Here is a 13714-nt window from a genome sequence, read left to right on the forward strand (position 1 = left end):
GACGACTTCACTGCGTGACTACGTGAGCACTGTATCCACGCCTCTGTGACCGGAGAACACCGTTTGTGTAGCCGGACGGGATCCACCCTCACACAACTCACTTCAAATCAGGACAGGTTGAACGTCTTGCGTGGACGGGGTTTTGGTCTGGACCTCTTGACAGCGAGATTGGTCTGGACCAACTTGGAGGCGAGCGGTGGCCACCGTCCTCACCTCTCTCCCCGCCCACTCCCCCACCCGGAGGCCCCAGTGGACCGCGCACCAGGCACGCCCAGACGCAGCCGACGACGGATACGGACCTGGTCCGTGACGGCCGCGCTCGCCCTGTCCGTGGCGGGACTCGCCGCCGCCCCCGCATCCGCTGCGGACGTCAACAACGCCAAGAACGCCGGCTTCGAGTCCGGCCTGAGCAACTGGACCTGCTCCGCGGACAGCGGTACGACCGTCTCCTCCCCGGTGCACTCGGGCGCGGGCGCGCTGAAGGCGACGCCGGCCGGCCAGGACAACGCGCGCTGCGCCCAGACGGTGGCGGTGCGGCCGAACTCGACGTACACACTGAGCGCGTGGGTGCAGGGCGGCTACACCTATCTGGGCGTGACGGGCACCGGCACCACCGACGTGTCCACCTGGACGCCCGACTCGGCCTCCTGGAAGCAGCTGACGACGACGTTCACGACCGGCTCGGGCACCACGTCCGTCTCCGTCTACACGCACGGCTGGTACGGCCAGGCGGCGTACCTCGCGGACGACGTGTCCGTCTACGGCCCGGACGGCGGGGGCGGCGGCGACCCGGACCCGAGCGTCCCGGGCACCCCGAGCGGCCTCGCCGTCGCCGGGACGACGTCCTCCTCGGTCTCGCTGGCCTGGAGCACGGTGTCCGGCGCGACGGGCTACAACGTCTACCGCGACGGCACGAAGGTGACGGCGGTGACCGGCACCTCGGCGACGCTGACCGGCCTCGCCGCCGCCACCTCGTACACCTTCCAGGTGACGGCGACCAACTCGGCGGGCGAGTCGCCGAAGTCGGCGGCGGTCACCGGCACCACCGCCACGAGCGGCGGCGGAGGCGGCGGCTCGGTGCCCAAGCACGCGGTGACCGGCTACTGGCAGAACTTCAACAACGGGGCGACGGTCCAGAAGATCTCCGATGTGCCGTCGGCGTACGACATCGTCGCGGTGGCCTTCGCGGACGCGACGTCGACCCCCGGCGCGGTCACCTTCAACCTGGACTCGGCCGGTCTCGGCGGCTACACCGTCGACCAGTTCAAGGCGGACATCAAGGCGAAGCAGGCCGCCGGGAAGAAGGTCATCGTCTCGGTCGGCGGCGAGCGGGGCACGGTGTCGGTGAACGACTCGGCGTCCGCCGCGAACTTCGCCGACTCGGTTTATTCGCTGATGCAGACGTACGGCTTCGACGGCGTCGACATCGACCTGGAGAACGGGCTGAACGCCACGTACATGACGCAGGCGCTGCGCTCGCTGTCGGCGAAGGCGGGCGCGTCGCTGGTGCTGACGATGGCCCCGCAGACCATCGACATGCAGTCCACGTCGAACACGTACTTCCAGACGGCGCTGAACGTGAAGGACATCCTCACCGTCGTCAACATGCAGTACTACAACAGCGGTTCGATGCTCGGCTGTGACGGCAAGGTGTACAGCCAGGGCTCGGTGGACTTCCTCACCGCGCTGGCCTGCATCCAGTTGGAAGGCGGCCTCGCGCCGTCGCAGGTCGGCCTGGGGCTGCCGGCGTCGACGAGCGCGGCGGGCAGCGGCTATGTCTCCCCGTCGGTGGTCAACAACGCCCTGGACTGCCTGACGAAGGGCACCGGCTGCGGCTCCTTCAAGCCGTCGAAGACCTACCCGGACCTGCGGGGCGCGATGACCTGGTCGACCAACTGGGACGCGACCTCGGGCAACGCCTGGTCGAACACGGTGGGCCCACACGTACACGCGCTGCCGTAACCTCGCGGAGGTCCCAGGGGGCGGCGGCTTGGGCCTCCGCCCCCTTCCGTGTCACCCCCGGGGCGCCCGGACGGTGCTATAAGTACGGCTCCCTGTGCGCTCGGCCCCGTCGAACCGAAGTCCAGCGCGGCCGAGTAGAACTTGCTCCCGAATTGACCAACAACGTCCTTCGGACGGCTGGGGCCGCTTTCGTGCGTTCAGGGGTCAGTGCAGGGCCTCGATCGCCCGCACGATCAGCGCACGGGCGTCCGCGCCGTACACGGCGTGCTGGTGCAGCGCTCCGAACGCCTTCAGGTACTGGTCCACTTCATCCGGTGCCGTGATCTTCACCGAGGCCGACAGCGGCTCGTGATCAACCCGGCGGTCGTCGAAGGCCGTGAACGACTCGATCGCCCACATGCTGCGCTCGGCGGCGGCCGGGATGATGCCCAGCGACACCGACGGCAGGTCCATCGCCGAGAGCAGCGAGCCGAGTTGGCCGGCCATCACTCCGGCGTCGCCGAGGCGGTAGCGGAGCACGGTCTCCTCCAGCACGATCGCGAAGGTCCGGCCGTTCTCGTGGAGGATCCGCGACCGGTTCATGCGCGCAGTGACGGCGTCGGCGACGTCGTCGGGCAGTCCGCGGAACGTGGCGATGGCCCGGAGCAGCGCGGCGGCGTACCCGGGCGTCTGAAGGAAGCCGGGTACCACGTTGGAGCAGTAGACCTTGAAGTGCCGGGTCCGCTCGAAAAGAGAAAGGTTGGCCGTCTGGAGCTGCTTGAGCCCGGTGCGTTGGAGCCGCTTCCACTGGACGTACATGGAGTCGGCCTGCCGGTTCGCGGCGACGAGAGAAGCCGCCTGGTCGTCGGCGCCGCAGGCGTGGCACCAGGCGCGAAGGTCGTCGTCGGAGGGCGCCGTGCGGGCGTTCTCGATCCGCGAGGACTTCGCCTCGCTCCACCCGCACCGGGCGGCAAGCTCCCGTTTGGTGATCCCTGCGTCCAGCCGGATGTCGCGGAGCCGAGCGGCGAGCGCGGCGCGCGCAGCTTGCGCGCTGGACGACGGGGATGTGGGTGGCATGGTCGTTCTGTCGCGCTCGGTCTATCGGATCTCGTACTGGTCGTGCGGGACGGCCCGGTCCCAGACGCGTTCGAAGGCTGCGCCGTTGAGTTCGACCAGGGCGGGGTCGTCGCAGAACTCCTCGCCGAGCAAGTCGCCGGCTCCGGAGAAGTTGTGCACGCGGATCACCCGGTCATCGAAGATCCAGAAATCACAGCCCGGCATCAGCAGATCGGCAGTGTCACGACGAGGCAGCCACCGCACCTGTTCTCCGGCATCGACGTTGGCGCGGGTCTGGTAGTGCTCCCACCGGATGTAGTCGGTGACCGGCTCGGACACGACCCGGGCCCGCCGCACCTGGACACCGCGGGCGACAGCGTCGGCGATGTCCTGGTGAAAGGGCCGCCACCAGGAGGCCCGGTCGTCCCAGTCGACACGCTCACCCTTCAGCCATGCCTCGAAGCGGGGGTTGCTGTAGTAGGCGTCCCGCATCTCCAGGTGGACAGCCGACCGCTGGGCGGCGGCGAGCTGTTCATCGAACGACGTCGGGATGCTCGATGGCATTGCATGCCTCCTTGAGGATGTGCGCCATGCGTGCGGGGATCCGCACCACGGCCTCGTAGTCGGGGAGCGGGCCGGTGGACCGCACCTCGTCTTCCAGTGCCTCGTCTGCCTTCCAGCCCTGGAAAACGAACTCTTGCTTCTTCTCGTCGACCCATACCCGCGGGCAGTTCTTCTCGTCGGTGTCGGGGTCGATGCCGATGAACCGTAGTGCCATGGTGACCTCCAAGGCTCTTCTGCTTACACGGACTTGCACCAAAGTCGACCCGCCGGAGGACGTCGTCAAGGGCGCGAAGTGGCCATCGCGACTCGCCAGATAGCTGAAGTGCAAGGCGGTGCAAGTTTGTAGCGGCTGCAAGACCCCATTTCCTACGGTCGGCAGTCACGACGAAACCCCGGCGAGGCGGCGGGCCTCCCGGGGCGTGGCCGACTGCGAAGGAGTCGACATGACCGGTTATGACCCGACGCCCCGAGCCCCCACCCGTCGCGTCACTGACCTACGCCCAGTACTCGGGGTGGGCCTGCTGCTGGTGCGCGAAGAGCCTGCTTCGACGTGGTCGGCGCCGTGTCCGCCGGCATCGCCCGCGGCCGGGAGGGCGTGCACGTCCTCGACGTCGAGGTGTACGCCTGCCCCGACTGCGCCAGTAGCCACACCCCGGGCATTCCTGGCAGCACCACATCACCCAGCATCAGCTCACCGCTTGACATAGAAGCGTCAACGGCCTGCTGCGGCAATGCTTCCCCAAGGGCACCGACCTGGCCCGCTACAGCCGCGAACAGCTGGACGCTGTGGCCGCCGAGCTGAACAGCCGGCCACGCAAAACGCTCGGCTGGGAAACCCCAGCCGAGCGCCTCGCTAGGCTCCTGGCAACAGCCAGTTGATCACTTGTGTTGCAACGACCCCTGGAATTCGCCTCGGGCAGTGGGGGCCCCTTCGTCATGCCTGGGTACGCTCGCGTCCATGATTCGCGCTGTGATCTTCGACGTCGGCGAATGCCTCGTAGACGAGACCACCGAGTACGGCACCTGGGCCGACTGGCTCGGCGTACCCCGCCACACCTTCCATGCCATGTTCGGCGCCGTCATCGCCCAAGGCCGCGACTACCGCGACACCTTCCAGGAGTTCCGCCCCGGCTTCGACCTGTACGCCGAACGCGAGCGCCGCGCCGAGGCAGACCGGCCCGAGACCTTCGGCGAGGCCGACCTCTACCCGGACGTCCGGGACGCGCTCACCGCGCTCCGCGCGGACGGGCTGTGGCTGGGCATCGCCGGAAACCAGACGGTCCGCGCGGGCAGGATCCTGCGCGAGTTGTTCTCCAACGACGTGGACCTGATCGGCACCTCCGACGACTGGGGCGCCAGCAAGCCTGACCGCGCATTCTTCGACCGTGTTGCCGACGTCGTGCCCGCGGAGCCCGGCGAGATGCTGTACGTCGGCGACCGCGTGGACAACGACATCCGCCCCGCCCGCCAAGCCGGGATGCACACCGCGCTCGTACGCCGGGGCCCGTGGGCCACGATTCAGTGGAACAGCGAGGCTGCGCAGAAGCTGCCGACTTTCCGGGTCGAGAGCCTCCTGGAACTGTCCGGGCAGATCAGCCAGTTCAACGCGCGAGAGCACTGACCGTAGTCGACCAGCCGTACAGCCGGTCGTCCAACTCCCGCACACACCGCTCGTGCTGGTGCGGCGCCAACGCGCGCCGCACCTCCCGGATCCGGTCCATGCCCATCGCATACCAGGTGCGCTCCAACTGGTCGAGCGCACGCACCGCGTACCGGCACGCGGCCTCCGGGTCGCCAGCCGCGGCTTCGACGGCGGCGAGGTCGCCGAGGACGACGGTGGTCTGCTTCTCCTCGGACGGAGCGAGCGCGTCGAGGACGCCGAGGAGGGTGACCCGCGCCTGCGGCAAGTGGCCGGCGCGCAGCTGCGTGTTGCCCTTGAACGCGGCGAGCCGGACGGGCGAGAACCAGTCGAGCCACACCGGCGACTCGTGCTCACCGCCCCGGGTAACGATGTCCTCGGCGTGCCCGATCAGGTGCAGCGCCGTCCTCGTGTTTCCGCAGCGGGTCTCGCACTCGGCCTCCACCGCGTCCAGCCACGCCAACAGCTCGGCCGAGGCCGGGCCCCGGCGGACGTAGGTCCGGGCGGCCACCATCCGCTCGACGGCCGCGTCGCGCTCGCCGGCCCACGCGGGGATGAACGCCGTGTGCGCGAGGATCGCCGCACCGAGCAGCGCATCGTCCGCCTCACCCGCGGCCTGGAGCGCGCGGAGCAAGGTCTGCTGGGCACGGTCGGCCTCGCGCAGGTCGAAGAACTCGATCCGCCCGGCGAGCAGCCACGTCTCGGCGAGGGCTGCGGCGATCCGGGTGCGGGTCTGTCCGACCGCCTCCGGGAGCAGCGCGCAGCCGAGGGTGGCATGGGCGAGGGCAGCCGGGTGGAGGGTGGCCGGGGCGACAGACCAGTACAGGCGCCGGTGAGACCGCGTGACCGCCTCGTAGTCGTCAGCAGCGGTCGCGGGCTGCACAGCGACGGCCTGCGTGGGGACGGCAGCGAGGCCGGCGGCGGCTGTGGCAGCGAGGACGGTGCGGTGCCCTCGGTCGACGGACGCGCCCCCTGGCGGGGTGAACCCGAGCGATTCGAGGTCCTGGCCGAGGAGCCGTGTGAGAGTCTGCGCCATCTCGGGCTGCGGCCACGGCGGAGTGGCGGACTCCCACCGTCGTACCTGCCGGACTCCTACACCGAGGACGTCGGCGAGGTCTTGCTGGGACGGGTAACCGGCGGCGATCCGTGCCGCCTTGAGCCGGGCGTTGCCTGCGGATGTGGCCACTGCTGCTCCCTCGCGGTCGTGCGCTGTGTCAAGTGTCGCCGCTGGCCCTGTAATTGGCCACCCGTCACCCCTATGGCTGCATGAAAGTCCTCTTTGCGGCAAGGAAGAGACCTCTGGAAGTCCTCGGTTCTTATCCGGCGGAGCGTCACCCTGGTTCGCACCTGATCCTCCGGTGCCGAGGAGCCCCGCCATGCCAACCACCACGCCCTTACCATCCGCCACGACCTACACGCTGCTCGACGCCAGCCGCGACTGGGACGCCATCCGGGTACCGCGCAGCATCGGACTCGCCGCAATGGCGGTCCTCGGCACCCGCTGCGGCGCCGTTGTCGAAGACCGCACGGTTGTGTACTACTTCGTCCCGGCCGGAACGGCGCAGGCATGGGACATGGAGAACACACGCCCGCTCGGCACCGGCGCGTCGGTGACGATTCCGCCCGCCCGCCGCACCGAGGGTCCGGGCCCGCACTGGCGGATGTGCCCGGGTGAGGACGGCTGGCTGACTCAGCCGCAGGCCCTCCAGGCAGCGCTGGAGGACTGCATGAGCGTCAAGGCGGGATCGGAGGGCTCGGCATGATTGATACATCCGTTGAGATCCCCGCAGGCGTGCTGGAGGTCTTGACGCTGCCCGACTTGGACGGCCTGGACGAGGCCCGGGGAGCCGGCCGTGTGTGCATCTGGTGCGGCCAGCCTCTGACGATCGAGACGGCTGTCGACCTCGGCGAGCAGAAGGCTGACGCGGGTACGTGCTTCCCGCGCGCCTGCCGGAAGTGCGTCGCCGACCGTGCGCACCGCGGCCTGTTCACCCACACGCCTACGTGCGACCTCTGCGGGACGAAGGCGACAGCCGCCAGGTGCATCGTCGGCCGCGGCTTGTACCGGCTCGTCAGGGACAACCGCCGGTGACCCGCCAGCAGATGATTGCAGGGGCGCGGTCCCCGCACCCGAGCCCGCCGCTCAGCCACATGACCATGCGGGTCTACCAGGTGGACCGCTACGGAACGGTCACCCGACAGCGTACGGGTCATCGTCGCGCCCACCCAGGGGCTGACGCCTGCCACGGACAGGTACCCGTCGTGCGCAGCAGTCGGGCGGGCCGGGCCGCGGGCCACTGCTCATTGGGGCCAGTTCCTCTACGCGTTGGCCATAGCCGTCCTCATGGGTGCCCTCGTGGCCGGGGTCGGCCGCTGACCCCATGACTGGCTCCGGTCGCTCGCGCCCCAGGGGGTGACCGGAGTCCCCAGGCGCCCGCCGGTTTCCCGCTCCCGACTCTCCCCCGCGGGGGCCGGCGGGCCGGCCCGGCACACCTGACCCTGTGAGTACAGCGGTGTGCCGGGCCGTCACCCTCGTCTCGACATAGGAAGGTTCTCGATCGTGTTGCCTCCGGCTCCGCCAGGCCTCGTCCCGTACATCGCCGGATGGAGCGAGGAGAAGCTCCTGGCTCGCCCGATCATCCGCCGGCCCGTGGTCCCGGGGATCGCTTACGCGGATGAGACGCCGTACGACCGGGACAGTTTCGGTGTGCTCTGGGTCCGGTACGTCCTCCGGCCGAGGCAGCGCCGGGGCAGCCCAGTGTTCCGGAATGTCCACCCGTATCGGCAGCGTCGGGCGATGCTGAACATGATGTGTCAGGTCTGTGCTCGCATGCCGCCCGACCCACACGGTCCGCATCTCTTTCTCCTGAAGGACTCCGGCGGTCCGATCCGGGAGGGGGAGCTCACGACGAGTCCGCCGGTGTGCGTGCCGTGCGCCGGGATCTCCATCCAGCTCTGCCACGCCCTGCGCGGTGGGCGGTTCGTGGCGGCGTGGGCGAGGCGCGTACCCGCGTGGGGAGTCGTCGGTCCCCTCCATCACCCACGGACGCTCCAGCCCATCCCGGGGTGCGCCATGGAGCACGTGAAGTACGGCTCGGAGTGGGCGCCGTGGGTCCGGGCCGCCCGCACCATGGTGGAACTCCGCGGAGTGACACCGGCAGACCTGGACCGCGAGTTCGCGGTCCTCGGGCGGGACCGCCTGGAGGAGGAGTTCGCCCGGATCGCGCAGCTGACGGCAGTCGCCTGACGGCCCGGCCCGCGGGCACTACTCGTGTTCCGGCCCGGGCAGCCCGCGACCGTCCGTGTCCCGGAGGGCTGGTACGAGGATCTGCGTACCGCCGCGGCGGAGAACCTGCCGGTCCCGGCGTGGCTGCGCCAGGCCGGGACCCGAGCGTGGTCGACGCTGCCGGACCCGCCACGATCGGAGCGTCGGGCGAGCCGGACCGCTCCGCGGCTGCGACGCCACGCCATGGGGAGCAGGCCACCGACGAGGGTGACCGCACCGCCCCACAGTCACAAGATCTTCAGCGAGTACTGCCGCTGAGCGGCCCGGCAGGGCCGTCGCTACTCCTCGAAGTACGCGTCGAGCACGGCGTCCAGTTGTTCCTCCCACTCCTTGAAGTGCGCCCTGGCCGTCGCCTCGATCTCGATCGGGTACCAGCGGCGGTCAGGGGTGTGCACCGTGATGGTGAAACGCTTCCCGAAGCGGGGCGCCTCCGTCTCGACCGCGCCGATCTCATCCCAGCGGAACTCGCAGGACTCCTCGTCGAGGCGGAGCCGGACGCCCTTGCGGTCGGCCACTATCCGGGCCCGGCGGTCGGCGGCCTCGAAGACCGGGCCGTCCGGCTCGTCCTCACTCTCCTCGCCCTCGGCGCCCTCGGTGGCCTCCTCGGCCTGCGACGCGGGCACGGCGGGCACGTCCATGTCCTCGGCCGAGTCCGTCTCCTCGGTCTCGACGGCGTCCTCGGGCTCGGTGTCCTGCCGCTTCGCCGACACCGGTGCGGTGATCCCGGGAATGAAGGCCGGGTCGAATCCGGCGCCCTCGACGGGCTGGCTGCTCGATCCTATGCGCTGCTCCACGCGGGCAGTATGGACGACATTGCTGTGCCGGAACCAGTCAGCCCACCCTTCACACGGGTTCACCCTGGTGACGCGCCCGCGCGCGAGGCCGCTCGGCTCAGTGGACGAACAGGCTCAGCAGGGCCGCGACCACGAAGCCCGCGACCGACAGGACCGACTCCAGGACGGTCCACGTCTTCAGGGTGTCGCGTTCACTGATGCCGAAGTACTTCGCCACCATCCAGAAGCCGCCGTCGTTGACGTGCGAGGCGAAGATGGAGCCCGCCGAGATCGCCATGATGACGAGCGCGACGAAGGCCTGGGAGTGGTCGCCCCCGGCGAGCAGGGGGGCGACGATGCCGGCGGTGGTGACGATCGCGACGGTCGCCGAGCCCTGGGCCACCCGCAGCACGACCGAGATGAGGTAGGCCAGCACGATCACCGGGAGTCCGACGTCGTGGAAGGTGTCCGACAGGGCCTGCGCGACGCCGCTCGCCTTGAGCACGGCGCCGAAGACACCGCCCGCGCCGACCACCAGCAGGATGTTGCCGACCGGCTTCAGCGAGGACGTCGACACGGTCTCCAGGGACTTGCGGGACCAGCCCCGGCGCAGCCCCAGCAGGTAGTACGCGAGCAGCAGCGCGATGGTCAGTGCCACGAACGGGTTGCCGAAGAACTCGATCACCGAGCGGGCGGTGGAGGGGTCCAGGGCGATGGAGGAGAAGGTGGCGGCGAGGATCAGCACCAGCGGGGTGCCGATGATGGTGAGGACCGTGCCCAGCGGGACCGGCTGCTCCGGCGCCCGCGCACCGGCCGCCCGCTGTTCCGCGAGCACCGCCTGCCGCGCCTCCTCGGCGGCCTCGACCATGTCCTGCGGCACGGCGACGAAGATCCGCCGGCCGATCCAGGCGGAGAAGGCCCAGGCCGCGAGCACGGCGGGGATGCCGCAGACGATGCCCATGAGGATGATCCAGCCGAGCTGGACGTTCAGCAGTCCGGCCGCGGCCACCGGGCCGGGGTGCGGCGGCAGGAAGGCATGGGTCATGGACAGGCCGGCGAGCAGCGGCAGGCAGTACAGCAGGACGGAGCGGCCGGAGCGTTTGGCGGCGGCGTAGACGATCGGCGCGAGCACGAAGATGCCGACGTCGAAGAAGACCGGGATGCCGAAGATCAGGCCCGTCAGGCCCATGGCGAGGGGTGCGCGCCGCTCGCCGAACAGACCGAGCAGCCGGGACGCCAGCACCTCGGCCCCGCCGCTGACTTCGAGGATCGCGCCGAGCATCGTGCCGAGACCGATGATGATCGCGACATGGCCGAGGATGCCGCCCATGCCGGATTCGATGGTGGAGACGGCGGCGGAACGCTGGACGGTGCCGAAGAGTTCGGTGACCGACAGGCCGGCGAGCAGGCCGACGGCGATGGAGACGGCGAGGAGAGCGACGAAGGGCTGCAGCCGCGCCTTGATGATCAGGAAGAGGAGGAGAGCGATGCCGATGGCGGCGACGGTGAGCAGTCCTGCGGTGCCGTCGACCAGGAGGAGCAGCCCTCCGGTGTGGGGTGGCGCGGCGGGCGCGTCGGCGGCGAGCGGCAGGGATATGGGGGTCATGTGGGGGTCCTCTACGGGGGGACACGGTGCTTTCGGGCAGGGGGGACCACGGCACGGCGCCCCGGGGGTGGGGAGCGCCGTGCCTGCGGAGTACGGGTGCGGGGACAGCGGTCAGCCGAGTACGGCGAGCGCGTCGATCTCGATGAGGAGTCCCGCGGGCAGGCCGACGTAGACGGTGGTGCGCGCGGCGGGCGGCTGGGTGAGGCCCTGCTCCTCGAAGTAGGTGTTGTAGATCTCGTTCATCTCGGCGAAGTGGTCGACGTCGGTGAGGTAGACGCGGATCATCATCACGTCGTCCCAGCCCGCGCCGCCCTCCACCAGGATCGCCTTGACGTTGGCGAGGGTCTGGAGGGTCTGCTCGCGCAGGGTGGGGCCGGCCGGCGTGGGGGGCTTGCCCGGCTCGGCGGGGAGGAAACCGACCTGACCGGCGACCTGGAGGATGTTGCCCTTCCTGACGCCGTGCGAGAACTTCGCGGGCGGGGTGGTGTGGGTCGTGGGGACGAGCGCGATCTTCTCGGTCATGCGGGGGTTTCCTTCACTGGAGTTCTGCCGGAGTACTCGCCGCTGATGGCGTCGGCGGTGCGGCGCACCTGCGGGAGCAGGGTGAGGAGTTCGTCGGCGGTGACGACGACGTTCGGCGCGGAGACGGACATCGCGGCGGCCACCCGGCCGTCGGCGCCGCGGATGGGGGCGGCGACGCAGTTGATGGACTCCTCGTGGCCGCCGAGGTCGGTGGCCCAGCCCTGTTCCCGGACCTTGTCCAACTCCCGCAGGAAAGCGGCGGCGTTGGGGGTGGAACGGGCCGTGTACAGGGGGTAGTCGAGCTGCTCGGCGAGCGCGCGGCGCTCGGTGTCGGACAGGTCGGCGAGGAGCAGTTTGGCGACGGCGGCGACGGTGATGGCGACGGGCTTGCCGATCCGCGAGTACATGCGCACCGGGTAGCGGCTCTCCACCTTGTCGATGTAGAGCACCTCGTGCTCCTCGTACACGGCGAGGTGGACGGTGTGTCCGCAGCTCTCGTTGAGGCGGACGAGGTGGGGGTGGGCGATCTCGCGGATGTCGAGGTTCTCCATCGCCTCCTGGGCGAGCGCGAAGAGCCGGGCGCCGAGCCGGTAGCGCTGGTCGGCCTGGCGGTAGACGAGGCCGTGTCCGTGCAGGGTGCGCAGCAGGCGCAGCGCGGTGGACTTGTGCACGCCGAGCCGGTCGGCGACCTGGCCGAGGTCGGCGGGTCCCTCGGCGAGCAGCGGCAGGATGCTCAGCGCGCGGTCGACGGTCTGACTCATGGCGTGGGTACCTCCTCATCGGCCCGGCCTGCGGCGTGTGTCCAGCCGGGGCCGAGTCGAAGTCTCCCCCACGCCGCGTCGTCCAGGGCGAGCAGCCGGTCGGCGTGGTCCCTGGAGGGCGGCACGGCGAGGTCGCCGGGCACGGTGAGCGCGGCGGCGGCCATGAGATGCCCGGACCGGATCCGGTCCCGCACGGGCAGCCCGCGCAGCGTCGCCGACAGAAACCCGGCGGCGAAGGCGTCACCGGCCCCGACGGGCGCGACGACGTCGACGCACAGCGCGGGCGCGGAGGTACGGGTGTCCGGCCCGGGACCGGGCGCCGCCGCTCGGCCCGGCGCGGCCCCGGTGCGGCCGGGGCCGTCCCACGCCGGCCCGGCGGCATCCCAGGCGTCCCCGGCACCGTCCACGCCGGGCGCGCCCCCCGTATCGCCCGCGCCTCCGGCACCGTTCGCAACGTCGGCACCGGTCGCGACGCCCGCGGCATCAGCACCGTTCGCGATGCCCGCGGCGCCCGCACCGGTCACAACGCCCGCAGCATCCGCACCACTCGCAACGCCCGCACCACCCACACCGGCCGCGACACCCGCCGCGCCCGCACCGGTCACAACGCCCGCACCACCCACACCAGTCACGACGCCCGCAGCATCCGCACCACTCGCAACACCCGCAGCATAGGCACCGTTAGCGGCGCCCGCGGCGCCCGCATCGTGCGCGGCGAGCGCGCCGTGCGCGGCGGCGCGCTCGAAGACCGTCGCCCCCCGCGCCCCCTCCTTCACCACCAGGACCCGGGGCTCCGGGAGGAGGGCGCGGATCGCGTCCGGGTCGGCCGTGACGCCCCAGGCCGCCTCCGCCTCGTCGGCGCCCACGAAGACCAGGTCGCAGCCGCGGGCCAGGTCGAGCAGCACGCGGGGCGCGGCGGCGTCGCGCCACAGGCCGGGGCGGAAGTTCACGTCGAAGGAGACGAGGGGGCGGCGGCCGGGCCGGGGCGCGGTGAGCGCGCGCAGCAGGTCGAGGCAGCCGTCGGAGAGCGCGGCCGTGATCCCGGACAGATGCAGGACGCGCGCGGCCCGCAGCGCCGCCGGGTCCACGTTGTCGACGGTCATCGCGGAGGCCGCCGACCCGGCCCGGTAGTAGGCCACTTCGTGGTCGTCGCCCGCCCGGTCGCCGGCGGTGCGGAAGTAGATCCCGGTGGGCCGCGCCGGGTCCCGCCGCACCGAGGCGACGTCGACGCCGTACTCCCCGATCGCCGCGACGAGATGGTCGCCGAAGCCGTCGGCGCCGACCCGGCTGACCCAGCGCGTGGGGTGTCCGGCGGCGGCGAGGACGCAGACCACGTTGGACTCGGCGCCGCCGATGGCACGGTCGAAGGAGGGCACGTCGGCGAGGCGGCCGGTGCGGGTGGGCAGGAACGTGACCATGGACTCGCCGAGCGCGACGACGTCCACGACGTCGGGGTCGGTGCGGGATCCGGTGTCGGTCACGGTCGTCGTGGCTCCTCGGTGCGTACGCGGGTCACGGCGGCTCCGTTGACCCCGCGTTGGCCGAGATGTTAGACAGCAGTGAGCG

14 protein-coding genes and 1 pseudogene are annotated in these 13714 nt (G+C 70.9%); 6 read left to right on the plus strand and 9 right to left on the minus strand.

Annotated features, from left to right (window positions below):
- Positions 1-249 precede the first annotated feature (249 nt).
- A complete protein-coding gene (locus CTZ28_RS01580; protein ID WP_121887341.1) occupies positions 250-1962 on the plus strand; it encodes a chitinase in 1713 nt (570 codons plus the stop codon).
- Positions 1963-2166: 204 nt separating this feature from the next.
- On the opposite strand, the gene CTZ28_RS01585 is transcribed toward CTZ28_RS01580, so the two are convergent.
- The 3 genes from CTZ28_RS01585 to CTZ28_RS01595 are packed head-to-tail and all read right to left on the minus strand — an operon-like array spanning position 2167 to position 3775.
- The gene (locus tag CTZ28_RS01585; RefSeq protein ID WP_121887342.1) at positions 2167-3018 is read right to left on the minus strand and encodes a helix-turn-helix domain-containing protein; all 852 of its coding nucleotides are present in this window, start codon (positions 3016-3018) and stop codon (positions 2167-2169) included.
- Between the two features lie 21 nt (positions 3019-3039).
- Positions 3040-3561: a DUF6879 family protein gene (locus CTZ28_RS01590; RefSeq protein ID WP_121887343.1), complete on the minus strand. Its 522-nt coding sequence runs from the start codon at positions 3559-3561 to the stop codon at positions 3040-3042.
- On the minus strand, positions 3530-3775 hold the full coding sequence (locus CTZ28_RS01595) for a hypothetical protein (protein WP_121887344.1): 246 nt from the start codon (positions 3773-3775) through the stop codon (positions 3530-3532). Before CTZ28_RS01595 ends, CTZ28_RS01590 begins: the two co-directional genes overlap by 32 nt.
- Before the next feature lie 488 nt (positions 3776-4263).
- Here CTZ28_RS01595 and CTZ28_RS01600 point away from each other — a divergent pair.
- Positions 4264-4440: pseudogene (locus tag CTZ28_RS01600) on the plus strand (IS30 family transposase); the annotation flags it as partial.
- A gap of 79 nt (positions 4441-4519) precedes the next feature.
- Entirely contained in the window at positions 4520-5182 is a 663-nt protein-coding gene (locus tag CTZ28_RS01605; RefSeq protein WP_183154210.1) for an HAD family hydrolase, read from the plus strand.
- On the opposite strand, the gene CTZ28_RS01610 is transcribed toward CTZ28_RS01605, so the two are convergent.
- The gene (locus CTZ28_RS01610; protein ID WP_121887346.1) at positions 5163-6386 is read right to left on the minus strand and encodes a helix-turn-helix transcriptional regulator; all 1224 of its coding nucleotides are present in this window, start codon (positions 6384-6386) and stop codon (positions 5163-5165) included. The two genes, CTZ28_RS01605 and CTZ28_RS01610, sit on opposite strands and share 20 nt — an antisense overlap.
- Positions 6387-6576: 190 nt before the next feature.
- Here CTZ28_RS01610 and CTZ28_RS01615 point away from each other — a divergent pair, with 190 nt between their 5' ends.
- The 3 genes from CTZ28_RS01615 to CTZ28_RS47935 all read left to right on the plus strand — a co-directional run bounded on the left by CTZ28_RS01615 (position 6577) and on the right by CTZ28_RS47935 (position 8447).
- Entirely contained in the window at positions 6577-6963 is a 387-nt protein-coding gene (locus CTZ28_RS01615; RefSeq protein ID WP_121887347.1) for a hypothetical protein, read from the plus strand.
- Positions 6960-7292 carry a hypothetical protein gene (locus CTZ28_RS01620; protein WP_259471417.1) on the plus strand — a complete coding sequence of 111 codons (333 nt, stop codon included), beginning with the start codon at positions 6960-6962 and terminating at the stop codon, positions 7290-7292. Before CTZ28_RS01615 ends, CTZ28_RS01620 begins: the two co-directional genes overlap by 4 nt.
- Before the next feature lie 981 nt (positions 7293-8273).
- The gene (locus tag CTZ28_RS47935) at positions 8274-8447 is read left to right on the plus strand and encodes a hypothetical protein (protein ID WP_259471418.1); all 174 of its coding nucleotides are present in this window, start codon (positions 8274-8276) and stop codon (positions 8445-8447) included.
- A gap of 317 nt (positions 8448-8764) precedes the next feature.
- Here the strand turns inward: CTZ28_RS47935 and CTZ28_RS01630 are convergent, their stop codons facing one another.
- The 5 genes from CTZ28_RS01630 to CTZ28_RS49915 all read right to left on the minus strand — a co-directional run bounded on the left by CTZ28_RS01630 (position 8765) and on the right by CTZ28_RS49915 (position 13629).
- Positions 8765-9280, minus strand: a complete 516-nt coding sequence (locus CTZ28_RS01630; RefSeq protein ID WP_121887349.1) for a hypothetical protein — start codon at positions 9278-9280, stop codon at positions 8765-8767.
- A gap of 97 nt (positions 9281-9377) precedes the next feature.
- The gene (locus CTZ28_RS01635; protein WP_121887350.1) at positions 9378-10865 is read right to left on the minus strand and encodes a GntP family permease; all 1488 of its coding nucleotides are present in this window, start codon (positions 10863-10865) and stop codon (positions 9378-9380) included.
- A gap of 111 nt (positions 10866-10976) precedes the next feature.
- A complete protein-coding gene (locus CTZ28_RS01640; protein ID WP_121887351.1) occupies positions 10977-11387 on the minus strand; it encodes a RidA family protein in 411 nt (136 codons plus the stop codon).
- Positions 11384-12148, minus strand: a complete 765-nt coding sequence (locus tag CTZ28_RS01645) for an IclR family transcriptional regulator (RefSeq protein WP_121887352.1) — start codon at positions 12146-12148, stop codon at positions 11384-11386. Before CTZ28_RS01645 ends, CTZ28_RS01640 begins: the two co-directional genes overlap by 4 nt.
- The gene (locus CTZ28_RS49915; protein WP_121887353.1) at positions 12145-13629 is read right to left on the minus strand and encodes a sugar kinase; all 1485 of its coding nucleotides are present in this window, start codon (positions 13627-13629) and stop codon (positions 12145-12147) included. Before CTZ28_RS49915 ends, CTZ28_RS01645 begins: the two co-directional genes overlap by 4 nt.
- Between the last annotated feature and the right edge of the window lie 85 nt (positions 13630-13714).

This window comes from Streptomyces shenzhenensis (assembly GCF_003688995.1).
GTDB classification, from domain to species: Bacteria; Actinomycetota; Actinomycetes; order Streptomycetales; family Streptomycetaceae; genus Streptomyces; species Streptomyces shenzhenensis_A.

What these genes read in the sequence shown, in the direction of transcription:
- CTZ28_RS01585 (WP_121887342.1), bottom strand. Translation starts at nt 3,018, where the DNA reads ATGCCACCCACATCCCCGTCGTCCAGCGCGCAAGCTGCGCGCGCCGCG.
- CTZ28_RS01590 (WP_121887343.1), bottom strand. Translation starts at nt 3,561, where the DNA reads ATGCCATCGAGCATCCCGACGTCGTTCGATGAACAGCTCGCCGCCGCC.
- CTZ28_RS01595 (WP_121887344.1), bottom strand. Translation starts at nt 3,775, where the DNA reads ATGGCACTACGGTTCATCGGCATCGACCCCGACACCGACGAGAAGAAC.
- CTZ28_RS01605 (WP_183154210.1), top strand. Translation starts at nt 4,520, where the DNA reads ATGATTCGCGCTGTGATCTTCGACGTCGGCGAATGCCTCGTAGACGAG.
- CTZ28_RS01615 (WP_121887347.1), top strand. Translation starts at nt 6,577, where the DNA reads ATGCCAACCACCACGCCCTTACCATCCGCCACGACCTACACGCTGCTC.
- CTZ28_RS01620 (WP_259471417.1), top strand. Translation starts at nt 6,960, where the DNA reads ATGATTGATACATCCGTTGAGATCCCCGCAGGCGTGCTGGAGGTCTTG.
- CTZ28_RS47935 (WP_259471418.1), top strand. Translation starts at nt 8,274, where the DNA reads ATGGAGCACGTGAAGTACGGCTCGGAGTGGGCGCCGTGGGTCCGGGCC.
- CTZ28_RS01635 (WP_121887350.1), bottom strand. Translation starts at nt 10,865, where the DNA reads ATGACCCCCATATCCCTGCCGCTCGCCGCCGACGCGCCCGCCGCGCCA.
- CTZ28_RS01640 (WP_121887351.1), bottom strand. Translation starts at nt 11,387, where the DNA reads ATGACCGAGAAGATCGCGCTCGTCCCCACGACCCACACCACCCCGCCC.
- CTZ28_RS01645 (WP_121887352.1), bottom strand. Translation starts at nt 12,148, where the DNA reads ATGAGTCAGACCGTCGACCGCGCGCTGAGCATCCTGCCGCTGCTCGCC.